This is a genomic window from Shewanella sp. SM71 (assembly GCF_025653905.1).
GTDB lineage: Bacteria > Pseudomonadota > Gammaproteobacteria > Enterobacterales > Shewanellaceae > Shewanella > Shewanella oncorhynchi.
The window spans coordinates 113,602-139,725 of record NZ_JAKKRW010000001.1 but is presented as its reverse complement, the minus strand read 5'-3'; the positions used below and the strand labels follow the sequence as shown (position 1 = coordinate 139,725).

The 26,124-nt window shown below is 45.2% G+C and carries 24 protein-coding genes; 14 read left to right on the top strand and 10 right to left on the bottom strand.

The genetic code is table 11. From position 1 onward, the window contains the following. The first annotated feature begins 317 nt into the window (after positions 1 to 317). From aqpZ to L5L97_RS00585, 3 genes are all read left to right on the top strand, one after another. A complete protein-coding gene (gene aqpZ / locus L5L97_RS00595) occupies positions 318 to 1,013 on the top strand; it encodes an aquaporin Z (RefSeq protein ID WP_168823454.1) in 696 nt (231 codons plus the stop codon). A gap of 164 nt (positions 1,014 to 1,177) precedes the next feature. Continuing rightward, positions 1,178 to 1,558, top strand: a complete 381-nt coding sequence (locus L5L97_RS00590; protein WP_028760853.1) for a DUF2750 domain-containing protein — start codon at positions 1,178 to 1,180, stop codon at positions 1,556 to 1,558. Positions 1,559 to 1,583: 25 nt separating this feature from the next. Then, positions 1,584 to 2,033 carry a hypothetical protein gene (locus L5L97_RS00585; protein ID WP_168823456.1) on the top strand — a complete coding sequence of 150 codons (450 nt, stop codon included), beginning with the start codon at positions 1,584 to 1,586 and terminating at the stop codon, positions 2,031 to 2,033. Between the two features lie 115 nt (positions 2,034 to 2,148). Here L5L97_RS00585 and erpA read toward each other — a convergent pair whose 3' ends face one another. Together erpA and L5L97_RS00575 are read right to left on the bottom strand one after the other, a co-directional pair. Further along, positions 2,149 to 2,499: an iron-sulfur cluster insertion protein ErpA gene (erpA, locus tag L5L97_RS00580; protein WP_006080742.1), complete on the bottom strand. Its 351-nt coding sequence runs from the start codon at positions 2,497 to 2,499 to the stop codon at positions 2,149 to 2,151. Next, on the bottom strand, positions 2,492 to 3,295 hold the full coding sequence (locus tag L5L97_RS00575; RefSeq protein ID WP_105249880.1) for a DUF6776 family protein: 804 nt from the start codon (positions 3,293 to 3,295) through the stop codon (positions 2,492 to 2,494). Before L5L97_RS00575 ends, erpA begins: the two co-directional genes overlap by 8 nt. 74 nt (positions 3,296 to 3,369) lie before the next feature. Between L5L97_RS00575 and L5L97_RS00570 the strand changes: the two genes are divergently transcribed. The 4 genes from L5L97_RS00570 (at position 3,370) to nhaD (ending at position 9,712) form a co-directional block, all read left to right on the top strand. Then, positions 3,370 to 5,094 (top strand): chloride channel protein, encoded by a 1,725-nt coding sequence (locus tag L5L97_RS00570; protein WP_263180800.1) that lies wholly within the window; start codon positions 3,370 to 3,372, stop codon positions 5,092 to 5,094. A gap of 232 nt (positions 5,095 to 5,326) precedes the next feature. After that, on the top strand, positions 5,327 to 6,346 hold the full coding sequence (locus L5L97_RS00565) for an aspartate carbamoyltransferase (RefSeq protein ID WP_263180799.1): 1,020 nt from the start codon (positions 5,327 to 5,329) through the stop codon (positions 6,344 to 6,346). Positions 6,347 to 6,372: 26 nt separating this feature from the next. Then, positions 6,373 to 7,665: a glutamate-1-semialdehyde 2,1-aminomutase gene (gene hemL, locus L5L97_RS00560; RefSeq protein WP_263180798.1), complete on the top strand. Its 1,293-nt coding sequence runs from the start codon at positions 6,373 to 6,375 to the stop codon at positions 7,663 to 7,665. A 799-nt stretch (positions 7,666 to 8,464) separates the two neighbouring features. Further along, positions 8,465 to 9,712: a sodium:proton antiporter NhaD gene (nhaD, locus tag L5L97_RS00555; protein ID WP_028760859.1), complete on the top strand. Its 1,248-nt coding sequence runs from the start codon at positions 8,465 to 8,467 to the stop codon at positions 9,710 to 9,712. Between the two features lie 107 nt (positions 9,713 to 9,819). Here the strand turns inward: nhaD and L5L97_RS00550 are convergent, their stop codons facing one another. After that, positions 9,820 to 10,905 (bottom strand): general secretion pathway protein GspB, encoded by a 1,086-nt coding sequence (locus tag L5L97_RS00550; RefSeq protein WP_263180797.1) that lies wholly within the window; start codon positions 10,903 to 10,905, stop codon positions 9,820 to 9,822. After that, a complete protein-coding gene (locus L5L97_RS00545) occupies positions 10,905 to 12,578 on the bottom strand; it encodes an ExeA family protein (RefSeq protein ID WP_263180796.1) in 1,674 nt (557 codons plus the stop codon). Before L5L97_RS00545 ends, L5L97_RS00550 begins: the two co-directional genes overlap by 1 nt. 178 nt (positions 12,579 to 12,756) lie before the next feature. Here L5L97_RS00545 and L5L97_RS00540 point away from each other — a divergent pair, with 178 nt between their 5' ends. Both L5L97_RS00540 and L5L97_RS00535 read left to right on the top strand, forming a co-directional pair. After that, on the top strand, positions 12,757 to 14,007 hold the full coding sequence (locus L5L97_RS00540; protein ID WP_263175529.1) for a multifunctional CCA addition/repair protein: 1,251 nt from the start codon (positions 12,757 to 12,759) through the stop codon (positions 14,005 to 14,007). A gap of 233 nt (positions 14,008 to 14,240) precedes the next feature. Further along, a complete protein-coding gene (locus L5L97_RS00535; RefSeq protein WP_006080732.1) occupies positions 14,241 to 14,507 on the top strand; it encodes an Lpp/OprI family alanine-zipper lipoprotein in 267 nt (88 codons plus the stop codon). Positions 14,508 to 15,128: 621 nt separating this feature from the next. Here L5L97_RS00535 and L5L97_RS00530 read toward each other — a convergent pair. The 4 genes from L5L97_RS00530 to folB form a co-directional block, all read right to left on the bottom strand. Next, complete coding sequence (locus L5L97_RS00530) at positions 15,129 to 15,971, bottom strand: putative RNA methyltransferase (protein ID WP_263175530.1); 843 nt, start codon at positions 15,969 to 15,971, stop codon at positions 15,129 to 15,131. A 118-nt stretch (positions 15,972 to 16,089) separates the two neighbouring features. Further along, a complete protein-coding gene (locus L5L97_RS00525; RefSeq protein WP_173246178.1) occupies positions 16,090 to 16,890 on the bottom strand; it encodes an undecaprenyl-diphosphate phosphatase in 801 nt (266 codons plus the stop codon). A gap of 18 nt (positions 16,891 to 16,908) precedes the next feature. Next, positions 16,909 to 17,412: a 2-amino-4-hydroxy-6-hydroxymethyldihydropteridine diphosphokinase gene (folK, locus tag L5L97_RS00520; protein WP_263180795.1), complete on the bottom strand. Its 504-nt coding sequence runs from the start codon at positions 17,410 to 17,412 to the stop codon at positions 16,909 to 16,911. A gap of 68 nt (positions 17,413 to 17,480) precedes the next feature. Beyond that, positions 17,481 to 17,831, bottom strand: coding sequence for a dihydroneopterin aldolase (gene folB, locus L5L97_RS00515; protein WP_263180794.1), 351 nt, complete (start codon positions 17,829 to 17,831; stop codon positions 17,481 to 17,483). Positions 17,832 to 18,099: 268 nt separating this feature from the next. On the opposite strand from folB, the gene plsY reads away from it, so the two are divergent. Further along, on the top strand, positions 18,100 to 18,711 hold the full coding sequence (gene plsY, locus L5L97_RS00510; protein ID WP_263180793.1) for a glycerol-3-phosphate 1-O-acyltransferase PlsY: 612 nt from the start codon (positions 18,100 to 18,102) through the stop codon (positions 18,709 to 18,711). A gap of 83 nt (positions 18,712 to 18,794) precedes the next feature. Here plsY and tsaD read toward each other — a convergent pair whose 3' ends face one another. After that, positions 18,795 to 19,811, bottom strand: coding sequence for a tRNA (adenosine(37)-N6)-threonylcarbamoyltransferase complex transferase subunit TsaD (gene tsaD, locus L5L97_RS00505; protein WP_131523062.1), 1,017 nt, complete (start codon positions 19,809 to 19,811; stop codon positions 18,795 to 18,797). Between the two features lie 215 nt (positions 19,812 to 20,026). On the opposite strand from tsaD, the gene rpsU reads away from it, so the two are divergent. The 4 genes from rpsU to rpoD all read left to right on the top strand — a co-directional run bounded on the left by rpsU (position 20,027) and on the right by rpoD (position 24,474). Next, positions 20,027 to 20,242 carry a 30S ribosomal protein S21 gene (gene rpsU, locus L5L97_RS00500; RefSeq protein ID WP_006080725.1) on the top strand — a complete coding sequence of 72 codons (216 nt, stop codon included), beginning with the start codon at positions 20,027 to 20,029 and terminating at the stop codon, positions 20,240 to 20,242. A 6-nt stretch (positions 20,243 to 20,248) separates the two neighbouring features. Beyond that, a complete protein-coding gene (locus tag L5L97_RS00495; protein WP_028760869.1) occupies positions 20,249 to 20,692 on the top strand; it encodes a GatB/YqeY domain-containing protein in 444 nt (147 codons plus the stop codon). A gap of 83 nt (positions 20,693 to 20,775) precedes the next feature. Next, the gene (dnaG, locus tag L5L97_RS00490; protein ID WP_105249891.1) at positions 20,776 to 22,500 is read left to right on the top strand and encodes a DNA primase; all 1,725 of its coding nucleotides are present in this window, start codon (positions 20,776 to 20,778) and stop codon (positions 22,498 to 22,500) included. A gap of 135 nt (positions 22,501 to 22,635) precedes the next feature. Then, positions 22,636 to 24,474: an RNA polymerase sigma factor RpoD gene (rpoD, locus tag L5L97_RS00485; protein WP_105249892.1), complete on the top strand. Its 1,839-nt coding sequence runs from the start codon at positions 22,636 to 22,638 to the stop codon at positions 24,472 to 24,474. A gap of 61 nt (positions 24,475 to 24,535) precedes the next feature. On the opposite strand, the gene L5L97_RS00480 is transcribed toward rpoD, so the two are convergent. Then, a complete protein-coding gene (locus tag L5L97_RS00480) occupies positions 24,536 to 25,918 on the bottom strand; it encodes an IS4 family transposase (protein ID WP_263180792.1) in 1,383 nt (460 codons plus the stop codon). Positions 25,919 to 26,124: the final 206 nt, after the last annotated feature.

The window sequence follows — 26,124 nt, the reverse complement described above, 5'->3', positions numbered from 1 at the left end:
AATCAGCAGCTATTTTAAAGCCATCTATTCTTAATTACTGAAGCATTTAGTGACAGAAGCATGAGTAAAAAAAGTTTCGTCACTGAAGCTTAATCAAGTCTCACTATAGTGAAAACGGATACAGGATATTGCTCTAAACAGCTCAAACACTTAGGAATAGCCTCATAGGCGTCCAATAAGAAACTGGTTTTAAGGGAACTCATGTCTACAGCGCGATTTTGCTCACTCAGACAAGATCCGTTAATAGGCAGGTAAATTAGGAATAAAGACGCACTGATTAACAAGCAAGCGTCTTTAAAAGAATAGGAAATCAAACAATGAACATGTCACAAAAAATGGCGGCAGAATTTCTTGGCACCTTGTGGTTAGTCCTTGGAGGTTGTGGCAGTGCGGTACTTGCCGCTGCATTTCCCGAGGTGGGCATAGGCTTACTCGGCGTCGCTTTAGCTTTTGGATTAACCGTATTAACCATGGCCTTTGCGATTGGCCATATTTCAGGTTGTCATCTCAACCCTGCAGTGTCATTCGGCCTTTGGGCTGGGGGACGTTTTCCGGCAGCAGAATTATTGCCCTATATCGTAGCCCAAGTCGCGGGTGGAATTGTTGGCGCAGGCATCTTGTATCTCATCGCTTCAGGACAAGAGGGATTTTCACTCGCGGGCGGATTTGCCTCTAACGGTTTTGGTGAGCACTCACCGGGTGGCTATAGCATGCTGTCGGTGATGATTTGTGAAATCGTTATGACACTGTTCTTCTTGATTATTATTTTAGGCGCCACCGATGAGCGAGCGCCTAAGGGATTTGCCCCAATTGCCATAGGGTTAGGTTTAACCCTAATTCACCTTATTAGTATTCCTGTGTCCAATACTTCGGTGAACCCAGCGCGTAGCACAGGCCCTGCACTGTTTGTCGGTGACTGGGCGGTATCACAACTCTGGTTGTTCTGGGTAGCACCGATTGTCGGCGCCATTTTGGCGGGCTTTATCTATCGTTACTTCCGCTCGGTAGAATAAAAGCCGAAGATCTAACACAACAGCGCTCTCTTGGCGCTGTTGTTCTTTTTCTAATCCCGCTCTAATGTTACCATTTAGCCAACTGGCGAATTTTGCTGTGCCCTAGGTTTTTACATTAGAGACACAACAGGCTTCGCCCTATCCAAGCAAAAGAGATATTTTTCATGAGCAAGACTGTTAAAAACCTCGCTGAGACAGCAGCAATGACGCCAGAAGCCCGTTACGATTACCTCGTTGAACAAGTTAAAGAACACAAAATACTTTGGACATTACAAGACCAAGACGGTTGCGTGATGTTAACCACTGAAGAAGAAGATTGCATCCCAATGTGGCCAACCGAAGAAGCCGCTGATTCTTGGGCTGTGGATGAATGGAGTGATTGCCAAACGTTAGCGATTCCACTCGATGAATTTCACGAAAGATGGGTGCCAGGCATGGAAGATGACGACCTCTTTGTCGCCGTATTCCCTGTATTAGATGATTTAGGTGTGGTAATCCCGCCTTATGAGTTAGATCAAAGATTAGCGCCTAAGCAAAGCCACTAATCACTATCGCTAAACGAGAATGCCTATGAGCGAGCAAAAATCGGCGATACCGACACCAGAGGCAAGTACAGCCCTGAGTCAGCACTTTCCGAAACGACTCATTGCCCTATTGCTAGTGTATGTTGTTGCGTCAGTGAGTGGCTTAATCGCTAAACAAGGGGTGTTATTTTGTCTGCTAACCCTCCTGATGGTGATTGCCATTATCGGTCGGCAAAAAGCAGGGCTTATCATGCTGCGCGGCTACACAGTCGTGCAGCTTGGATTGATTAGCATGCTGCCAGTGATCATGTACGATCCGGGCAACTTAGTGGTAGGTCCAACGACAGTGTACTTAGGTGAATGGCAGGGAAAACTGCCTGACTATGTGATTTTTATCGCTTTGATCGTCTTGTCATTACTGCAAGTTTGGATAGCCTTTGATAAAAAGGTAAAGGCATGGTTTAAACCTAAGCTTAACCTGAACATCATGAGCTAAGCTCTTGTAGAAAATAAATTTAGCCCAACAAAAAGCCGTCATTGCGACGGCTTTTTTGATCTCACTCCACACCTAAAAAGATGCAAAGTTAGTCATCATTAAACAGAAAAACTTTTTACACAGAGAAACTGGCACCACAGCCACAGGTTGTGGTTGCGTTAGGGTTTTTCACGAAGAAGCGAGAACCTTCCAGTCCTGAAGTGTAATCCACTTCACCACCGACTAAATATTGTAGGCTCATAGGATCGACAACCAAGAGAACGCCTTGTTTTTCTATCGTAAAATCGCCGTCATTGACCTTTTCATCAAAGGTAAAGCCGTACTGAAATCCAGAACAACCACCACCAGTCACATAGACTCGTAGCTTAAGTGCAGGATTTTGCTCTTCTTCCAGCAAACCTTTCACCTTGGCGGCTGCCGCATCGGTAAATTGGATTGGCATTGCTGTATCAGCTTGATCAGTCATTACTACCTCTTACATCAGTTTTCTGGGGCAAATTATCCTTTACCTGACTGTTTTGTTCAAGTATTACCCGTGGTTCTTTTTCACCCTGTAATAACTCAGGGGCACTATAGACATGTTCGGTCTGCGAATTCTTAGTCCAGCGGCTCGAAGGCACCAGCACTTTGACTTTCACTTGTTGTAAATTAAAGCCAGCAGGAACAGTGACCTTGGTATCTATGACTTGAAAATAGCGAAAATCAAATTCCAACTTAGAACCCGTGAGTTTGTTCACACTCAAGCTAACAGATTTACCATCTTGCACACCAATGAGCGTCAATTCAGTTCGACCTTGAATAGCTTGCTTACGCTTTTGCAACTGAGTCAACACCAACTTGAGATGGTATTCATCGGCCAAAGCGCCCGGCGTCATTTCAAGTCCGTGAATAGCGACGCCTTCAGCATTATCATCCGGTGTCATAATGCTGCGGTAAAACGCCAGCTCATGTTCCAATTCTTTTTGCTTTTTCATTTGCTGGCCAAACATTTCTTGCATTTGGGTATTAGCCTCGCGCTCGACGGACAGCTCTAAATTTCGGGTTGCAAGTAGTTGGGTCTGTGCCTCTAACTCAGCGGTCAAGCGTTGAGTCTTGCTGCTGATATGCTTAACAACAGGCTCATCGCTGCTTAATAGCAGAAAACTTATCCAAGCCCCAAAAAGAATAGAAACTAACACTAAAAGCGATAAATATACTGAAGATGGACGATACTTGAGATCCATCACTTGCAGCCGATCTAGCCAACGATGATAATTTGGCATTAGGTAACAGCCCCTTATATAAAATACAATCAACTCAAGAACGAGTTCGATACAATACAACTCAGGCCAATGTAGTGCAATTAACGATAAATAAAGTCGCTATCCAACATGCCATAGTCACAGCCAAAAAGTATTTAACCAATGAGCTACGTGACCATTTATCTCAAGCCCGCATCAGTGCACAGCTGTGCATACTGGCACTGTTATTTGCTATTTTTGCATCCTGTGTGATCTTACTGTTTCGACTCTTGCTCGTTTGGGCTAATCATTACACCCAAATACAGGCGCTGGATTTTACGGGGAACGTCGCCGACTGGCGAGCCCTGTTACCCCTTTTAGGCGCAATATTAATTTGGATAGTGGCGAAGCTGGGCTCCAAACGCTACAAACGTATGGGAATAGCCTATGTGTTACATAGAGTTAAACTGCATTATGGTAAAATCCCCCTACAATCCGCCGCTGGGCAATTTTTTCAAGCACTCTTTGCCCTAGGCACAAATTTCTCAGTTGGCCGTGAAGGTCCTGCCATTCATCTGGGTGCTGTCAGCGCCAGTTTTCTCGCTGAAAAATTCAATCTTCCCGATAATAGCGTACGCATCATGTGTGCCAGTGGCATTGCAGCAGGGATTGCCGCCACTTTTAACGCACCCTTAGCGGCGGTGATTTTTGTACTCGAAGTGATAGTTCGTGAATATAAAATCCATTACTTTTTCCCGATTATGCTATCAGCAATTTGTGGCGCAGTTTCAAGCCAACTGGTGTTTGGTAATGTGCACGAATTTGACCGTATTCAAGTGTTCCATATTCCCTTAGACCACTATCCTATTCTCGCCATCGGCGGCGTGGTATTGGGCTGCGCCGCGGCGCTATTCAATTACTCGCTATTAAAAGTCACCGCAACGGGTCAAAACTGGCCACTCATTTACCGACTATTACTGGCGGGCAGCGTCACCACCTTAATAGGTCTAGTATTGCCACAAGCCCTTGGCACAGGCGATCTCGCTATTGGCGAAGCCATTAGCCAACATCCAAGCCTATTGCTGTTAATCGCCCTGTTATTTGCCAAAACCATCGCCACCATTGCGGCGATTGGCTTAGGTATTCCCGGTGGTTTGATTGGTCCACTTTATGGTATCGGCGCGCTGCTCGGGGCGATTTTGGCGCTCATCAGTGCCATCTTATTCCCCTCCATCGCCCCTTATGTAGGGCTTTACACTGTAATCGGCATGACAGCCATGATGGGCGTGTGTTTAAGCGCGCCGCTGGCCGCCTTAGTCGCCCTGTTAGAAATGACTAATGACGCCAGCATTATTTTACCGGCAATGTTTGTAACAATTCCGGCTTTTTTAATTGCTTATCAGGGTTTTAAGACCGACTCCATTTTCTTTAAGCAATTAGAAATTATGGGACTAGGTTATAAGGTCGCCCCCGTGAATTTAGCACTGCAGAAAAAAGGCGTACGAGCCTTAATGGATAAACGCTTTGTTATCGTCAATAACAACGATGAATTGTTACTCGAAGTGCTAAAACGCGCCGAAGGTCGCCCGGTGCTAGTCCGCAATGCCGATGGCATTATCGAAATGCTTAGTCTTGAAATGCAATCCTATGATGACAGTACCACGCTATCACGCCATCCCATGCAAGGGCTAAGCGACAGCACCACCCTCAATGAAGTCTATTCACTATTGTCGCCCAAACGCTGCGGTGAGGTGTTTATCTATCAAGATACACCAGACAATGTGGTTGGGGTGATCAGTTGGTCGAACCTACAACATGAGATTCGTTCAGGCCAAGCCTAATATCGCTTCAAAATCTAGCCGCTATTCAATACCTAATATCGCTTCAAAACCTGAGGCGGCAGATTAAAAGCTTTGGGCTTCATCGCAAAAATCTAACATAGTGGCAATGTGGCTATTTCGTTGCCCCAGTGCTTCTGCTACAATCACGCCTCAGCCACCCTACATAACATCAGGGCAGATAAGCGCGATAATGCTGCTTAAAATGCCCCCTAGCAAATTGGAAAACAGGCTGATGAATCAGTTCGAAGGATCCCATATCCTCTCCGTAAACCAGTTAGATCTTGACTCAATCCAAACTATTTTTAATGTCGCTAGCCGCATGATGCCCTATGCACTTCGAGAGAAGCGCAATAATGTGCTCGATGGCGCCATTTTAGGTAACCTGTTTTTCGAACCGAGTACCCGTACCCGCGTGAGTTTTGGTTGTGCCTTTAACTTGCTCGGCGGCCATGTACGTGAAACCACAGGCATGGCTTCATCGTCTTTATCTAAAGGTGAATCCCTGTACGATACCGCGCGGGTGTTATCCACCTATTCTGATGTCATTGCCATGCGCCATCCAGACTCTTACTCGGTAAAAGAGTTTGCAGAAGGCAGCCGCGTCCCAGTGATCAACGGCGGCGATGGTTCGAACGAACATCCGACTCAAGCCCTGCTCGATTTATTTACTATTCAAAAAGAACTTAAGTGTGCTGGCCGCGGTATCGATGGCATGCACATCGCTATGGTGGGCGACTTGAAATTTGGCCGTACAGTGCATTCTCTATCGCGCTTACTCTGCATGTATAAGAACATTAGCTTCACACTGATTTCGCCTGCTGAATTAGCTATGCCTGATTATGTGATCTCCGACATTGAAAATGCTGGCCATAGCATCAAAATAACCGACCAACTTGAAGGCCATTTAGATCAAGCAGATATTTTGTATCTCACTCGCATTCAAGAAGAACGCTTCCCTTCACAGGAAGAAGCAAATAAGTATCGCGGCAAGTTCCGCTTAAATCGCAGTATTTACACTCAGCATTGCAAATCTAACACTGTCATTATGCATCCGCTTCCAAGGGATTCACGCGCGCAAGCCAATGAGTTAGATAATGATTTGAACAGCCATCCCAATCTCGCCATCTTCAGACAGGCAGATAATGGGCTGTTAATTCGCATGGCTTTGTTTGCATTGACACTCGGCGTTGATAATCAACTCGAAAAATATGAGTGTCCGGTTAATTGGTATTCACGTAAAGCCGATCGCTAATTGGCTACAGACTTTAAGGACTAAACATGACCCGTTCCGAAGCGCTATTTGAACAGGCTAAAAAAACCATCCCCGGCGGCGTTAACTCTCCGGTTCGTGCATTTAATGGTGTAGGCGGTTCGCCCCTGTTTATTGAAAAAGCTAACGGCGCTTATATTTACGATGCCGATGGCAAAGCTTATATCGACTATGTCGGTTCTTGGGGCCCGATGATCCTCGGCCACAACCATCCTAAAATCCGTGCAGCTGTATTAGCAGCGGTAGAAAATGGCTTATCTTTTGGTGCGCCAACTGAGCTTGAAGTGCAAATGGCCGAAAAAGTCATCTCTATGGTGCCTTCTATCGAGCAAGTACGCATGGTGAGTTCAGGTACAGAAGCCACTATGAGTGCTATCCGTTTAGCACGCGGTTTTACCAATCGTGACAAGATCTTAAAATTTGAAGGCTGCTACCACGGCCACGCAGATTGCCTGTTAGTGAAAGCCGGTTCTGGCGCGTTAACGTTAGGCCAACCTAGCTCACCAGGTATTCCAGAAGATTTCGCCAAGCACACCTTAACCGCTGTGTATAACGATTTAGATTCAGTTAGAACCCTGTTCGAACAGTATCCAACTGAGATTTCTTGCATCATCATAGAGCCCGTTGCTGGCAACATGAACTGCATTCCACCTGTCCCAGGTTTACTTCAAGGCCTGCGTGATATGTGTGATGAGTTTGGCGCGCTGTTGATTATCGATGAAGTGATGACAGGTTTTCGCGTATCACTAAGTGGTGCTCAAGGTTACTACGGTGTCACACCAGACTTAACCACACTTGGTAAAGTGATTGGTGGCGGCATGCCAGTGGGGGCTTTCGGTGGCCGTAAAGATGTGATGCAATTTATCGCCCCTACGGGTCCGGTTTACCAAGCGGGTACGTTATCGGGTAACCCCATTGCGATGTCAGCGGGTCTGGCACAAATGGAAGCCCTGTGTGAAGAAGGTCTATACGAAGCACTGAGCGCGAAAACAAAACGTATTGCAGAAGGCTTTAAAGCGGCTGCGGATAAGCACGGTATTCCAATGGCGATCAACTATGTTGGTGGCATGTTCGGTTTCTTCTTCACAGAACAACCGGAGATCACCCGTTTCGACCAAGTGACCCAATGCAACATCGAACAGTTCCGTATTTTCTACCACGGCATGCTAGATGAAGGTGTTTACTTAGCGCCAAGTGCCTATGAAGCTGGCTTCCTGTCAATGGCCCATGGCGAAGAAGAGATGCGCTTAACCTTAGAAGCGGCTGATCGCGTATTGGCGAGCATGAAAGCGGCAAGCTAAGCCTAAGCTTTAGTATTTAAGCCGTTTAAACATAACAAAGGGACGCCAATGCGTCCCTTTGCTTTTATTAGATTTAGTTAGCTTTGTGTCGCTTTAATAACGATCAGACTTTTTAGAACCTAAAGCCGATTTAAATATTTTCGCAGCCACCATGAATTGTAAGGTCAAGTGGATATGCTCAATAACGTGCTAAGGCCAACCCATCACGCCCAGCGCAATAAGTTGCTTACCACAATACGTTAACCAAACGAGTGAGCCTAAAAGCAAAAGATTCCGGATAATAAATGTCATTTTCCTCTACTTCAAAAACACAATATCCAGTATTGATACCCAAACAAGCTCAAGACGCAGAATTCTGCGGGACTGAGTGCTAAGAGCACTCAACTTCCGAGCGGGCACTAATTCAAAAGGTAAGCATTAAAAATGCCTGCCTACATAGGCATGACAATTCAGGAATATCGCCCTGAATAAAAATTAATTGAAGAATATGCAAACTAACTGCTTAGACTTTAATCGTAGATCTCACTTTTAACACGGTAATCAAATCAAACAATACAGTTAATAACGCTGCAATAATCACAAAAACCAATATATAAAACTAATTGGCAACCAAAAATCATGAGATAGACATCACAAAGAGGCATTAAATTGAGTTACAGCTAACAGTTGCGTTCTCTAGCCCATTATGTTCTGATCCGCACGCGCTAACACGGCTAGCTTAATTTAGCCTTGATATGCCCAATCTTTAGGTTGACTCAAGTCGCCCTACGACATCAAAACAGCAGTTGGAATTGCAGTTATGTTAAATACCTTTCTCATCTTACTGGCCGTGCTCGCATTGCTCAGTATTATTTTCGAAGAAGTGACCCACCTTAATAAAGCAAAAACCACCTTATTCTTTGGCTGTATCTCTTGGGTAGCGCTGTTTATGGCTGCAGGGGAACCGGCTAATGAGAAAATCGTTGCCCATCAGCTCAATGAAAATTTGCTCGAGATTGCCACACTTTGGCTCTTTCTGATGTCGACCATGACCTTCGTAGCATATTTGAATGCTAAGGGTATGATCCAAATCATGGTGCAAAAGCTGTTTCCACAGAAAGTATCAGTGCGTATGTTAATGATCCAAGTTGCCCTGTTTGCACTCGTGCTCTCAGCATTTTGTGATAACGTCACCGCGACTTTAGTGTCTTTAGGTTTATTAACCACCTTTAAACTCGACAAGCAAATGCGCCGTAGAATGGCAGTGTTGATTATCTTCGCGGTGAACTCAGGCGGTGTAGCCCTGATCACTGGTGATGTAACGACATTGATGATCTTCTTAGCTGGACATGTGCATATGTCTGAACTATTGATGTTGTTTATCCCTTCAGCCGTCAGCGTGATTTTACTGGCAACCCTATTCTCACTCAAAGCCGAAGGTGTTGTGAGCACGACGCCAATCAAACATACTTATCAAACCGTTGATGTATTGATTGCCCTCGTCTTCTTCTGCACCATTTTAATGACCATGCTACTCAACATATTGTTTGGTATCCCGCCAGTGTTAACCTTCTTAACGGGTCTATCAATTATGTTCCTGATTGGTCATACCACGCGCAGTGATAAAGAAGAAATCAAGATCCTAGAGTATATTCGCCAAGTTGAATACGACACTCTGTTGTTCTTCTTAGGTATTTTACTGCTCGTTGGTATGCTTAAAGAAATTGGCACCTTAGACATGTTGACTGAAGCTTATACTCAGTTTAATCCAAACATCTCTAACTTCGTCACGGGTATGGGCTCAGCCTTAATTGATAACGTACCGCTAACTGCGGCATTGTTAAAAGCCAATCCAGTACTGAGTACTCCTGAATGGCTTGGCTTGACTTACAGCGTCGGGGTAGGTGGTTCACTGCTGATTATCGGTTCAGCATCAGGTATTGTTGCCATGAGTAAAGTGAAAGAACTGACTTTTGTGAGTTACTTGAAATATGTTCCTGCACTTTTCCTCTGCTACAGCGTCGGTTACGCACTGACCCTATTCTTAGCCAACAGACTGTTTGATTAAGTTGATATTCACTAAGATCAAAAAAGGCGCCTAGTGCGCCTTTTTTATCAACTACTTATTCATTGTTACCACAAATAACCGCTAGCATGACTTATCGTAATACCTGATTAGATTGCGGGCACCTTAAACTGGGTTCCTTGAATATCTAACACTATGTCCCTTGGACGAATAGAGATGATTTTCAGCTTACCAGCAATCATATCCCCTTCTTGTAACTCGGCACCGTCTACATTCAGCCATCTCTGCGCAGGGTCGCTGGAATAAACATGAGCAACGATATTAAATTCAGGCACTTGTAATTGTAGGCCTACAGGTAATTGGCCGTATTTCGGAATTTCATCCACAGCAGTTTTGGGGATAGGATCTAATTTAGCTTCAGTGACATTCGTCTCTGCAGCATTAACATATTCCACATCCTTTAATGCATTTTGAAAGGAAGCCACTAACTTATCTTCATCGCGACTTTTATTGGTCTCTAAACCGACATCTTCCGCCGCGGCACTGACTTGCTGACGCAGGGCTTCAAGACTCGCTAGACCCGACTCATTGGCATTAGCGCCTAACATCATAGGCTGCTGTGATTGCGTCTCTGCTGGCACAACCGCTTCCTGACTTGCCGCATCGACTTGGGCTGACGTCGACATATAATCTGCGTAGCTTGAATCACTAAAACCCGAATTGCTATCACTTTGAGCCGGCATACCAACAGAATTGGTCGTTATATTCGCGCTAGCATTCATTTCAGGCGCATTTGATACTACAGTCTCAGCCTGAAATTGCGGCGATACCGTTAGCTCGGGTAAAGTCTGCGTCCGAGGAAGCGCCACTTTCCCAGCAAGCCGAACACCTGAAGCAGCACTGGGCTCAACTTGGAGCTCAGAGGCAGATCCTACCGCGGTAGACTGAAGCTCATTTTTAATCCCAGTCGAAGGTGGCAATGATGAAATTGATGGCAGTACATTAGCCACTGCCACAGTACCACTTTGGGAAAGTCGAGTTTTATTCCAAACGCTTAATCCCCAAGCCACACCAATTCCAGCGGCAACTGCAACGACTAATAAAGACAGTTTTCCTATCGGCACACCCGATTTACGTGGCTGTGGATAATTCGCCCTTGGCGTCATCACAGCATCAGGTAACGGTGATTGTTGCTGTTGTTTATTGCGGGTTACAGCATCGAGTAAAATGGACATCAGCTGCGCGCCCCATCATCAGTTAACCGTGGGCCTTGCTGACTTAAATACAAATTTAATCTCACTAATGTTTGATTCCCTGCAATACCATCGGCTTTTAATCCATGCTGACTTTGGAAGGTTTTAAGATCATTTTCCAATTGCACATCAAATTGATTAACCCGACGGGGGCTACGACCATTCACATGGGCTAACGCATTCTCTAACCACTGTAATTGACCAGGACTCGATTTTTGACTGATATCCATCATAGGCAAATTAGGTGCTTGCCATAATATTTCGAAGGTGCCACTGAAATGTTGATTAAACCAAGCTCTATCAACCCAAAGTTGCTGCTCACCCAGTTGCATCAGTAATTGTTCCCCCTCTACCGCAAGCACTGCACCATAAAAATCTTGTTGCTTGTCATCAACCAAATACACGACAGCCGGATAATTAAGCCGAGTCAGTGACATCCAGTTACCCTGCTGTTGATAGCAAGCTAATCCTTGCTCAACCGCCGATTGGCAAGCCGTCAAGCCTTTATAGGGCACTTTGCCCCACACGCTAAATAAACCTGCAAAAGCAGTATCGATATTGCGACTCTGATTAATCGCCTCGTTTAACAGACGTTGATTAGGATCGGGAATGGAAGTCTGACCGCTTGGTTGATTAGTCGGTTTTACTGACTTATCAGCGATGTATTCCCCGCCTAAGGTTTGAGCATTTAATGACGCCACATTTGTTGGCACAGACCCAGAAACCAAATTGGACGCTGGCACCGTATTGACTGACTTATCAGTAAATAACCAATAAGACACACCAAACGCAACACATAACGCCGCAGCGGTTGCTGTCGGCCACAAATACCTATTTTGAGTCGGTTCTTCTTCACCTAATACTTCAGCCGCAGCTTGCCGCACCATATGATGATCTATGGGCACCCGCGATTGTGCATAGCCTGCCATCAGTGAACGTTCACATAAAAGGTTAATTAATCGAGGGATGCCGCCACTGTATTTCTGCAAAACGTTAACGGCTTTACGGGTGAATAAAGGCTCAAACCGCCCTGCCACTTGCAAACGATGCAGCACATAGAGGGCGATTTCATCTTCATTGAGCGGCAATAAATGATAACGAGCCGTGATCCGCTGGGCTAACTGACGCAATTCTTGGCGCTTCAATAACAGCTGTAATTCCGGCTGACCGATTAAAATCACCTGCAGTAACTTCTTAGTGTCCGTCTCCAAATTGGTCAGAAGACGCAATTGCTCCAGCACCTCAGGACGTAAATGCTGTGCTTCATCGATAATGAGCACGGTATTACGACCTTTGCTGTGATTTGCCAATAAAAAACGGCTCAAGTGATCAGTCAATTGCTTGAGTGTAGGATTATCGCCGTAGGAAATCTTAAGCTCATCACAAAGCGTTGCGAGTAATTCAAGCTCAGTTAACGACGGATTAAGGATAAAAGCAGTATCGGTATTATCGGGTAATTGCCCAAGTAAACAACGAGATACTGTTGTTTTACCCGTACCGACTTCCCCTGTTAACAACACAAAGCCGCCCGTTTCCCCTAACCCATAGGTTAAATGGGCTAACGCCTCTCTGTGCCTATCACTCAGAAACAAATAATGGGGATTGGGTGCAATTGAAAAAGGGTTATCGCTGAGTCCGTAAAAGGCCTTGTACATACCACCAATCATCCTAATTTAAAAATAACGCCCCACGTTAAAGCGTCCCAATGTTATTGTCAAAATATCTGCAACATCAATGTGACAGATAAGTGCGCAAATATCTCGCAACGACTTTATCCATCATCTTAATGAGCGTGATAAGCTATGTTCATGACACATTAGCCGAATCTTGCCTGTGAAAATATATCTCGTCGGCGGTGCTGTACGTGACAGCCTGCTCAATCTTCCCATTAAAGATAAAGATTACCTCGTCGTTGGAGCAACACCAGAACAAATGTTGCATCAGGGTTACCGCCAAGTGGGTAAAGATTTCCCCGTATTTCTACATCCCAAAAATCAACAAGAATATGCTTTAGCCCGAACCGAACGAAAAATTGGTCTGGGTTATGGTGGTTTTAGCTGCCACGCCAGCCCTGATGTGACTTTAGAACAAGATTTGTTGCGCCGAGATCTAACCATCAATGCGATCGCCCAAGATGAAAAGGGCAACTTATATGATCCTTTTAATGGTATTGAGGATATTAACGCGCGCCTGTTACGCCATGTGTCGGATGCTTTCGTTGAAGATCCACTGCGAGTGTTACGCGTCGCCCGCTTTGCCGCAAGGTTTCATGCCTTAGGATTTCAAATTGCCGCAGAAACCCTGGCACTGATGCGTCAAATTAGCGCAAGCGATGAGCTTAGCGCTTTAACGGCGGAGCGAGTTTGGCAAGAAGTTGATAAAAGTTTAGGCGGACCTCACCCAGAGGTCTTTTTTGAGGTACTTCACCAATGTGGCGCACTCGAAGTCCTATTCCCTGAAATTCACGCCTTATTTGGCATACCTCAACCTGAAAAATGGCATCCTGAAATAGATACTGGCGTGCATACCTTAATGGTGCTCGCTCAAGCCGCACTGCTGACTGAGGATAAAAGCGTTCGGTTTGCCGCCCTAGTACATGATTTGGGCAAAGCACTGAGTCCAAAAGAGCATTTACCAAAGCATCACGGCCATGGCCAGAAAGGCTTGCCACTCATAAAAGCCCTCTGTACACGTTTACGAGTACCCAATGAGGCACGCGATCTGGCGTTACTCGTCAGCGACCAACATCAGAACGTCCATCAGGCATTCGAGCTCAGAGCCGAAACTATCGTTAAAATATTCGATAAAGCTGACTTTTGGCGTAAACCAGAGCGCTTAACGCAACTTATATTAGCTTGCACCGCAGATATGCGCGGCCGCACAGGATTTGAAAACATCCCATATCCTCAGGGAGAGTATTTAACTCAGTGCTTCACTGTCGCCAATAATGTCGATATTGCCGCCATCATTGCCACTGGTTTCCAAGGCGCAGAGATAAAACAAGCCTTAAATTTACATCGAGTTGAAGCCGTCAGTCAGTTTAAACAAAAAATGCAAACAAAACTGCCGATGGACAACCAGTAATTTGTAAAGGATTTGTAAGTCGTGCATCACTGCATGGTGAATAATGCCCCTTTTTACGATTAGAAATGTCGATATCACATAGAAAAAAAGCTTTTAAAAAAAATTTATATGCCTATAGTGGTTAAACACATTAATATTCGTAGCAAATTAAAATAGCTATGTCATAATTAGGCAGTTTCGCTTACAAAGTAACGAAACATTCAAATCCAACCTATTTTAAGGGATTTTTTACAATGAACAAAAAAGTACTGATGATTGCTGGTTTAGCAATGACTGCCCTACTAGGTGGTTGCGCGAACACTACTGCTCTGGAAGAAAGCGTTGCAACTCTGGGCAACAAAGTTGATCAATTGTCAGCTGATGTTGGTTCTCTGAAATCAGAGCAAAGCAAACTGTCTGCAGACGTTAAAGATGCAAAAGCAGCATCTATGGACGCACAAGCAGAAGCTAAACGCGCAAACGACCGTTTAGACAACGTTGCTTCTCGTTACAAGAAGTAATGAAAGGTAATTTAGCTTACTATTTAGTAAGTTAAGACAAAAGGCTTAAGAAAGATGAAAGCGATAAGCACATCAATCTAAGCCTTTTTTTATGCCTGCAATTCAAGATTGCCATGCTAAGAATAGCGAATGCGACAATACAAAATCGCTAAATTGGTTTTAAACTTCCAAAGGCATGTTAAAGGCGATTCGCCTACCTCCCTCTAAAAGTTAGCCTTGACATACTTCTGTATAAACGAGTGTTATTCCTCTTTTAAATAAAGTCGCGTTATTAATCTAAAGTTCTCGTTTGCGTTTTTAAGCATCCCTAACAATCAGCCTCATTTATCATAAAAAATGTATTTATGGGAAGTGAAAGCTAGTAATTTAAAGAACAGCTATAGATAAAAAAATCGAGGCTATATGGAAAACAAAAGCAATAAGAAGGTTGTCTTTGTCACTGAACAAATAGGCCTAAAGTTAAAAATAATAACACCTTCAGCCTATCCAACATAAGAGCAACATAAAAACATCAAACAGAATCATAGGTTTGAGTAATATAGCCTTTTAAAGCATCAAAAAACCATCTAACTAAACCTATGAATTGTCTTAAAATTAACTGCATCGACTGCAAGTTTTAACCTATAGCGATTCACTCACGCGTTTATGTGCCAAGACTAATACATAGTCAATTTCTAGCGACTCAAAATGATTAGCTTGAATATCATGTTTCATCTTGTCAGTTGCACGCCACGCATAGGGTGCCATATCCAATAACGTTAATGCCTGTTCACCTGTAATTGATAAAGTAAAGCGCAGTGACTGAGTTTCTTTTACCAATAATGCTGAGGGTAAATTCACTTGGAAAGGTTTTTCAGCCAAGTCGGAATAAATATATTCTCTGAGTTGCCATAGATGTCGTGGCCCAGGCATAACCAGTAACATGGTCCCATCATCTTTCAATACCCTGACAGACTCTTTTCCCTTTAACGGCCTATCAATAACAGTAATAAAATCCACACAATTATCGGCAAAGGGTAATTTTTTAGAAGAGCTTAAACACAAGATCCCAGGAGTCTGCGCTTTTGCTGCAGCAAAAATAGCATTTTCTGCGTCCGCTACACCCACGTACTGGACGTTTCGCGGATTTTCGACCTCTGCCAACTTGGAAGCTAAAGCGCGCAAATAGAAGCCCTCAGCGCATTCATAATCCAATAAACAAGCGTCAGGCTTGATAGAGCCGGTGATTAACTCAGCCAATTTATCGATTAAAGGCGAAAAGATGCCTGATTCGAGAAGAAAACGCTTAGCCCTAACTTGCTCGCGCGAATCCCCTGTCGGCTTTTGGCGTTGTGGTTTAGTAAAAACCCAATACCCTTGCTCATTTCGATCAAAGTGATGCTTATTCGCACAATAAAAACCTTGGGAGGCTTTGTGTTGTTTTAATGCAAGTCCGCAGGTTGGACACTGATATTCGAGACCCATATAAAGCTCCAAAAATAAGTTAAGCTTCAGAAAAAAGAGGAAGCTCCAAAAACAAAAATCGGGTACTTGACCCGATTCTATTATTCATAATTTCACTATAATGACTAAACTGGAATGACTACAAAAAAATAAATCCACACAACACAGCACCCAGTGCCAAACGGTAAATAACAAACGGGGTCATTCCCATGCGGCTGATGATTTTCAAGAAATAATGAATACATGCATAAGCTGCAACAAAGGAGATCAAAGTGCCTAAGATCAATGCTTGATAATCAATTGGCAGCGCGCTTTCCGCCAAATCTTTACCCACTAAAATTGCCGCGCCTAAGCTCACAGGCACTGACATTAAGAATGAAAAGCGAGCCGCAGCATCTCGACTCAAACCTAGCATTAGCGCCGCGGTCATAGTGGCACCAGAACGTGAAGTTCCAGGGATTAAAGCAAGCGCCTGGGCGAAACCAATTAACAAGGCTTTGCGCCATCCAGTCTGATAGATTGTTAAATCGCGGCGCGACATCTTATCAGCCCACCACAGCAATAAACCAAAAACGACTGTCGTGACCGCGATAACCTCTGTATTACGTAGGTGAGTTGCAATAAAATCCTTAGCCATAAAACCAAAAAATACAGCGGGTAACGTCGCCAGAATAATCCACCATGCCAGCTTGCTGTCTTCGGATTGCTGACCTTTAAAAATGCTTGCAACCCAAGCATTAAACATAGTCCATAACTCGTGTCTAAAATAAATCACCACAGCAAATAACGACCCTGTATTCACCGCCACGTCGAATGACAAACCTTGATCTTCCCAGCCTAAAAGCTGAGCAGGCAGAATTAAGTGGGCAGAACTAGAAATAGGCAAAAACTCAGTTAGCCCTTGAATAAGCGCTAAAATAATGACCTGAAACGTATCCATGACAATCCTATCAATAAATTAAAACGTCAGCCCTTGGGGCCATTCAAACATCACAGGCCAAAGCCGCTGCGACTCTTTATCATACTCTTGCCACAAACTGGCATAGCTTTTATCAACCACAGGATGAATCAATTCCGGCGCTAACTCGGCTAATGGCCATAACACAAAGGCATTATTAACTATCTCTGCACGGGGGAGCGTAACGGGCGTTTCACATACCACATGGTCATAAAGCAGCAGGTCTAAATCTAAAGTTCTTGGGCTAAATTTCTTCGCCCCGACAAGCCGGCCGTGATTCTGCTCGATTTGCTTAAACTGCGCAACTACCGCAGCAATATTAAGGTCAGTTTCAACACTAGCAACCATATTCAAAAAGTTAGTGCCACTAAAACCTACCGCTTCACTTTCATACATAGAAGAGAGGCGCAGCGGCCCAAAACACGCTCGCAGCGATATTAATCCCGCTTGCAGATGCTGTTCAGGCTCGATATTGCTACCTAGACTGATATAAATACGTGCCATGCAATGTCCGATTTATCTGAAGATAAACATGATTTCTTAATCAACAGTCAAGTTAATCAAACTCTTATCTAACGTGAACGCTCTATCTCAACGCCAACCGATGCGGCAGTCGCTACCGCCCCCTGCTTCATCACGACAACTTTCACCCAAGTCACGTTAAATTCTTGAAGTAAGCAATCCGCTACGCGCTCGGCAACCGTTTCGATTAACTCGATTGGATGCTCAGTAATAAGTTCTGTTAATCGATTGGAAACTGTCTCATAGCAAAGCGCATATTGATAATCGTCTGTCGCGGCGGCAGGTTTGTTATCCCACGCCATATCTAAATCTAGCAACAGACTCTGATGGATTGTCTTTTCCCACTCATAGACACCAATCACAGTATCAACGCGTAATTGCCGTATAAGTACTTTATCCATGCTTTCTCCAACTAACTTACTACTATGAGGTCTGATAAGCTAAAAGCGATCCTAGCTGTATAATCCGCAATCTTCTGACAGATAACTAATTTGCTTTCTACTCGAGCCAATCCACAGTAGGATAACGCCCTAAAAGGATTTGCTCATTCAGAAAATATCTCAACCTCAAATGGGCGAGTTATTCCACAAACCTATAGCGGGATTGACAACTGAGTCAGCTTTTTAAATTGTTGCGCGATAATACCTTAAGACGCGTAAGGAAACCAATGTGAGTTCATTAACACTGACACTTTTGATGATTTTGGCCGCCTATTTGGCAGGTTCAATCTCGAGTGCTGTGCTGGTTTGTAGAATGAGGGGTTTACCCGATCCAAGATTACAGGGTTCAGGTAATCCGGGAGCTACCAATGTACTGCGAATTGGCGGCGCGAGTTCGGCTGCCATGGTGTTGTTTTTTGACATGCTCAAAGGCGCCCTGCCATCTTATTTAGCCTATCTGATGGGCATAGATGCAGTCTCACTCGGACTTATCGCTATCGCCGCCTGCCTTGGGCATATTTATCCCGTATTTTTTGGATTTAAGGGGGGTAAAGGTGTCGCAACGGCTTTTGGTGCTATGGCTCCCATTGGCGATGATTTAGCCATTTGTTTAATGGCATCTTGGATTGTCCTCCTCTTAATTAGCCGCTACTCGTCCCTTGCAGCCATTCTGACGGCCTTGCTTGCGCCACTTTATACTTGGTGGTTAGACGACAGATTTACCATTCCCGTTGCCATGCTATCGACGCTTATCATTATTCGTCATAAAGACAATATCCAACGGTTACTTAAAGGTGAAGAGTCCAAAGTTTCACGTAAAAAAACGCCTAAAAAATCTTAATGTGACAACATTATCCCAATAAAAAACTGCGCTATAAGCGCAGTTTTTTTGTCTCAACATAACCTATCAACATCAAAGGCGTTTTATGCCACAGGTGGCAAGGTATCTAACGGCCATCTTGGCTGACCTTTTACCGCCAAATCTTCGTGCTGCCCCGCCTTTAAACGCTGCAATCCTGCAAAGGCAATCATGGCGCCGTTATCGGTACAAAACTCACCACGGGGATAAAATACTTGTCCACCAAGCGAGCTCATCATTTCAGCCAAGGTTTCTCTTAAGCGCGTATTCGCACTCACGCCACCGGCGATCACTAAGCGGTTATAGCCTGTTTGCTTCAGTGCACGGCGACATTTAATCGCTAGCGTATCAACCACAGCTTCTTCAAAAGCACGAGCAATATTGGCTCGAGTCTGTTCATCGTCAGGTTCGGCAGCAATGGTATTAGCGGTAAAAGTTTTTAGACCCGAAAAGCTAAAATCGAGTCCAGGTCTATCGGTCATAGGCCGCGGAAACTTATACCCTGCAGGTAAACCTTTAGCAGCAAGCTTTGCTAAACGCGGACCGCCGGGATAATCCAGCCCCATTAACTTAGCTGTTTTATCAAACGCTTCACCCGCAGCATCATCAACAGACTCGCCTAATACTTCATAGCGGCCAATTCCATCAACTTTAACCAACATAGAATGGCCACCAGAGACCAATAAGGCCACAAATGGGAACTCGGGCGCGTCATCTTCAAGCATAGGCGCCAGCAGGTGCCCTTCCATATGATGCACACCAATAGCAGGCTTGTCCCAAGCAAACGCCAGTGACCGCCCCACACAGGCGCCAACAAGCAAAGCACCAATCAAACCTGGGCCCTTGGTATAGGCAATCCCATCGAGATCAGCAATTTCAGTATTCGCATCTTTCAGCGCTTGACGAATAAGCGGCACAATTTTACGCACATGGTCACGTGACGCCAACTCAGGCACCACACCACCATAGTCAGCATGCAGCTTAACCTGACTGTATAAAGTATGAGATAATAAGCCCAGTTCATCGTCATAGACGGCGATACCTGTCTCGTCACAGGATGTTTCAATACCTAAAACCCGCATGGTGTCTCATCAATTGCTAACTAAAGGGCGCCAATTCTACCTGCAAGCGCTCGATTACTCCAGTCGCGCAGGCCATATTGAGCCCACTATAGGACTGAGCTCAGTTTTAGGGCTTTACAAGCCTAGGTGTCTCGGTATAAAATTCCGCACCATTTTAAATAGACTTGGTTCGAGCAATTGAACCAGAACAACCTACACCTAAGGGGTGATGGCGTATGCCAATTATTAAAGTACGTGAAAACGAACCATTCGACGTAGCTCTGCGTCGTTTCAAGCGCTCTTGTGAAAAAGCTGGTATTTTAGCCGACGTGCGTGCTCGTGAATTCTACGAGAAGCCAACTACTGCACGTAAGCGCGCAAAAGCAGCTGCAGTTAAACGTTTAGCTAAGAAGCTTTCTCGCGAAAACGCACGTCGCGTACGTTTATATTAATCTCATATGAGCCTAATTGATCAGCTAAAAGACCATATGAAACAGGCCATGATCGCCAAAGAGAAGGCGCGCTTGAGCACTATTCGTATGGCATTAGCCGCCATCAAGCAGATTGAAGTGGATACCCGCGAATCTCTGACTGATGAACAGGTTATAGCGGTCTTAACCAAAATGGTGAAACAACGTCGTGACTCGATTGCTCAATTTGAAGCAGCGGGTCGTAACGAGTTGGCCGACGTGGAAGCAGCAGAGATTCAAGTTATTGAAGCTTTCCTGCCTACCCCTCTTACAGAGGCGGAAATCGCGGCGCTCATCGATGCAACTATTGTAGAAGTAGGTGCATCCGCCATGGCGGATATGGGCAAAGTAATGGGAGCATTGAAATCTAAAGTGCAAGGACGTGCAGACATGGGCGCTATCGGCGCTATGATCCGTGCTAAATTGCAATAATTAGCGTTTCACTGTATGAACAAGCCGTGCCTATGCGCGGCTTGTTTGTTTAAATTCGCGCAAGGCGGGATTTTAAGCACTCAATGGCAATACCTCGTGATTTTATCAATGAGCTAATCGCTCGCACTGACATAGTCGAACTTATCGATCGTAAGGTGCCCTTGAAAAAGGCGGGTAAGAACTACTCGGCCTGTTGTCCTTTTCATAGCGAAAAATCACCTTCGTTTACCGTCAGCCGTGATAAACAGTTCTATCATTGCTTTGGCTGCGGTGCTCACGGCAACGCCATCGATTTTGTGATGGAGTATGACCGACTCGATTTTATTGATGCCATTGAAGATTTGGCGGGCCAGCTTGGATTAGAGGTTCCCAGAGAACAAGGCACAGGCAAGCGACATGATGACGGTTTAAGTCGTGACTTATATCAACTCATGGAAGAAGCGAGCCTTTACTTTCAAAACCAACTTAGACAACACCAAGATAAACAAAAAGTTATCGATTATCTTGCCTATCGCGGTTTATCCGATGATGTAGTAGAACATTTTGGTATTGGCTTTGCGCCAGACGGTTGGGATGGCTTATTGGGCCGCTATCGCCAGAACCAAGATGCGCAGGATAAGTTACTGACTGCGGGGATGTTAATTAGCAACGACAGTGGGAAACGTTACGACAGATTTCGTGACCGCCTCATGTTTCCTATCCGCGACAGGCGCGGACGAGTCATTGGTTTTGGTGGCAGAGTTTTAGGTGATGGCACACCCAAATACTTGAATTCTCCAGAAACGCCCATATTTCATAAGGGCAATGAGCTTTATGGTCTCTATGAACTAAAGCAGCGCTATCGCGATCCAGACAAAGTACTGATCGTTGAAGGCTATATGGATGTGGTGGCATTGGCGCAATTTGGCGTCGATTATGCTGTCGCATCATTAGGCACCTCGACCACAGCAGAGCAATTTCAGCTTTTGCTGCGCAGCGCTAAAGAAGTGATTTGCTGTTACGACGGCGACAGAGCAGGTACTGAAGCGGCATGGCGCGCCTTAGAAACAGCATTGCCATTATTAAAGCCGGGAGATCAAGTGCGATTTATGTTCCTGCCTCAGGCCGAAGATCCTGATTCTATGGTACGTAAAATTGGTAAAGATGCATTTGAAACCTTAATGGACTCTGCCATTGCACTACCCGAGTTTCTATTTGACACGTTAGCGACAAAATACGGTACAGATAAAGGCAACTTAGCGAAACAAGCTTTTATCTTAATTGAAAAAATTCAAGACACTGTGCTGCAAAATTTACTGCTTGAGAACTTAGCTCACAAGTTAGGAATGAACAGCTCAGAAGATATGAAAAAGAAGCTAGGCTTTAGCGTGAAACAAGCTAAACCAATGGCAAGTAAAGGATTAAAAGGACGCGGTACACCATTGCGACTCGCCATCGCACTGCTAGTACAACATCCTAAACTGGGTATGGGTTTACCCCCACAACCCGCACTCGCCCACTTGCAGATGCCAGGCATAGAATTGCTGCCACTGTTATTGGAGATGACTCGAGAGCAAACGTTAAACAGCGCACAACTACTTGAACAATTCCGAGAGCACCCCTACAGCGGCACTCTCCATAAATTGGCCCAATGGGACCATCAAGTGGCGGATGAAAACTTGCTCGAAAAGTTTAAACAAACCCTGGTTTGGTTGAACAATCAATATATTGAACAACGATATCAGGAATTGAGTCTAAAACAGACTCATACAAAAGAAGAGAAGATGCAGCTCTCGAAGCTGATCTCAGTCATGAAAGGGTTAAACTGAGGCAAAAATGTCCTCATTCGCTACCCCAGTGACTAGCACAGATATGTGCACACGGCTATAATTGACGATTTGCGCGGCACTTGGCTTATGCTAAGTGTCCGTCGTTGTAACAGTTTCCCAACTTGGATGATATCTATGGATCATACTCCGCAGTCGCAACTTAAGCTGTTGCTTGCCAAAGGTAAAGAGCAAGGTTACTTAACCTATGCAGAAGTGAACGATCACTTACCTGCAGACATGGTCGATTCTGACCAGATCGAAGATATTATCCAGATGATAAATGACATGGGTATCCGGGTGTTCGAAGAAGCCCCCGATGCCGATGACATGATGATGTCGGAAGACAACACAGACGAAGATGCAGCAGAAGAAGCCGCCGCAGCACTGGCAACAGTAGAAAGCGAACTTGGCCGCACAACCGATCCCGTACGCATGTACATGCGTGAAATGGGTACCGTTGAGCTTCTGACCCGCGAAGGCGAAATTGTTATCGCCAAACGCATCGAAGAAGGCATCAACACAGTTCAAAGTTCAGTCGCCGAATACCCACAAGCGATCGCTATGATCCTTGAGCAATTCGACCAATTTGAAGCCGACGAACTGCGCTTATCTGATATTATCTCTGGATTTGTAAACCCGGACGAAGATGACGTAGCCCCGACCGCCACTCACATCGGCTCAGAATTATCTGAAGAAGAGCTGGACGATGAAGATGACGAAGAAGATGACGATGACAGCGAAGATGAAGAAGAAGGCAACAAAGGGCCTGATCCTGAAGAAGCTCGTGAAAGATTCGGTCAACTCAGAGCCGCTTACGAAAGCGCACTGAAAATTATCGAAGCTAAGGGCCGTGAACACCCTGAATCGGTAAAAGCCCTCTTCGAAATCGGCGAAATCTTCAAAGAATTCCGCTTAGTGCCTAAGCAGTTTGACCGTTTAGTCAAAAGTATGCGCACTATGATGGACCGCGTGCGTGTTCAAGAACGTTTAGTATTAAAACTGTGCGTTGAACAAGCCAAAATGCCGAAGAAAAACTTCGTCAAATTCTTCACTGGCAACGAAACCAACCTCGATTGGTTCAACACTGAGAAAGCCTCAACGAAACCTTATGCCGAAGGCCTAAGAATGGTTGAAGATGACGTCATTCGTTGTCGTACCAAGCTTGCAGCAGTTGAAGAAGAAACCGGCTTAGCGATTTCTGCCATAAAAGACATCAACCGTCGTATGTCAATCGGTGAAGCCAAAGCTCGCCGTGCGAAGAAAGAAATGGTTGAAGCCAACTTACGTCTGGTAATTTCTATCGCGAAGAAATACACCAACCGTGGTCTGCAATTCTTGGACTTAATCCAAGAAGGTAACATTGGCTTAATGAAAGCCGTGGATAAATTCGAATACCGTCGTGGTTACAAATTTTCGACCTATGCAACTTGGTGGATCCGTCAGGCGATTACCCGTTCTATCGCCGACCAAGCGCGCACGATTCGTATTCCAGTACACATGATCGAAACGATCAACAAGCTGAACCGTATCTCTCGCCAAATGCTACAGGAAATGGGCCGCGAGCCTTCACCTGAAGAACTGGCTGAGCGTATGATGATGCCGGAAGATAAGATCCGTAAGGTACTGAAAATAGCTAAAGAACCTATCTCCATGGAAACCCCAATCGGTGACGATGAAGATTCGCATTTAGGTGATTTTATCGAGGATACAACCCTCGAATTACCACTGGATTCTGCGACCAGCGAAAGCTTGAAAAACGCCACTCACGAAGTGTTAGCAGGTCTAACCGCCCGTGAAGCGAAAGTACTGCGTATGCGTTTTGGTATCGATATGAACACTGACCACACACTTGAAGAAGTGGGTAAACAGTTCGACGTGACCCGTGAACGTATTCGTCAGATTGAAGCTAAGGCACTGCGCAAACTGCGTCACCCTTCACGCTCAGAAATCTTAAAATCGTTCCTAGATGAATAGGCTGTTACAAGCCTAAAGTCAGCTAAGATGGATTAAAGCCCTGCCCATGCCTGTCTCTTGATCACATCTTTTGCTCAAGAGACAAGGCTAGCTGGTAACCTTCAAGGATGGTTTGCAGTTTAAACCATCCTTGCCATAACCTTTCCCAGCCCACAATTCCGCTTCGTTTGCTGTCATTCCAGCCCGCGAGTTTTCCTAATCTTAGATAAGCCCAATGCACACTGGGGACTTGTTCGGGCGGTTGGCTTTTTTCCGTCTTTAGCCATAACAACTTCCAGGCCAATGGGCTTAACAGGCTATCGCAAGGCCGTTTTTTCGCTTGTTCAGCCTGGCCTGCGTAACAACGTAGTTGCTGGATACGTGTGGCGATAAATGCCAGAATCACAATCATCCGCTCCAGATTATCTTTGCTTTGCAGCCGTAAGTCTTCCACCTGCGTACCGCCCGTTTTCCAGGATTTATGGAAGTCTTCAATCAGCCAGCGGCGCTCGTAGTAATCAAGAATTTGTTGCGCTTGCTCTGCTGTTGTGACTACCTCAGTCGTCAGCAGGTGCCAACAGAGGCCATCTGCGCTGTCTTTCTCCTGACAACCCACATAAAACAGCGGCACAGACTGGCCCGTTTTATTCGCCGGAACCTTCACGGTAATGGGCGCAAAGCGGATATCACAGTGCGCAACTCTGGCTTTGCGACCGCCTTTTTGTTGCACCTGTACCATCCGCTCACCGGCACTTTGCAGCGTCTCACTAAACGCATAGAGTTTGTGCTGTTCTTCTTCAATACAGCGGCTTTGCATCGAGCGCACAATAAACCGTTGTTGTGTATCGGTTTTAAAGCGCAGGTATTCGATGATATCGGCTTCACGGTCACAAACTGAAATCACCTTCTGCATCTGTGGTCCCAAGCGAGTCGTCATCGCTGCTGAAGCCCGTTGCCATTTGTAACTTTCTTTCTGTTCATAATCACGTTTGGCACGTTGTTTTTTCTGGCCATAGGCTTCGCGGTCGCGTGCCCAGCGATGCTGCTCAATCAGTCCAACGACTTGCTGCGCCTTGGGGGCAAACAATAAAACCGTGTGCGCTTCCAGTCCACTGGAGTGTTTGTGGGCAGTGGTGTGTCCAAGTTCTGCAGCGACACTTTGATGGGTGAATTCCAATGACGTGGTGTCTTCCAGTGCCAGCAGGCAGTCAAATGATCCGCAGGCCTGCACTGTGGCAGCAAAACCTGCCTCAGCAATCGCTGCCGGACTGATATGCTCGTTACGGACAAAGCTGTAAGCGGCTTCAATGTCTGCACTGGATGAAAGGGATTGCACGATAGATTGTCCTGTATGAGCTGCAAGTTGAGCCGCCAACTGTACAAGCCGTTTGGTCCTTCGTACATCCCCTAATTGTGCGCGCTGAAAAATGCTTTGTGCCCAGAGTGATGGTTCACTTAAAAACATGGTATGTGGTATCTGAAACAAAAGGTCAGGATCAGATCAGGGTAATTGAAAATGGTTCAAAAAATCCCTCGGGGCAAACCGAGGGATTTGTGTAGAAGAGACAGGCCCATGCAGGGCTTTTTATTGTCTTTATCACCTCAATTTATGTACAAGCACAGTATCGAAGCCCTAAATTTAGGCGACGATTACATTTAAGTTGATTAACA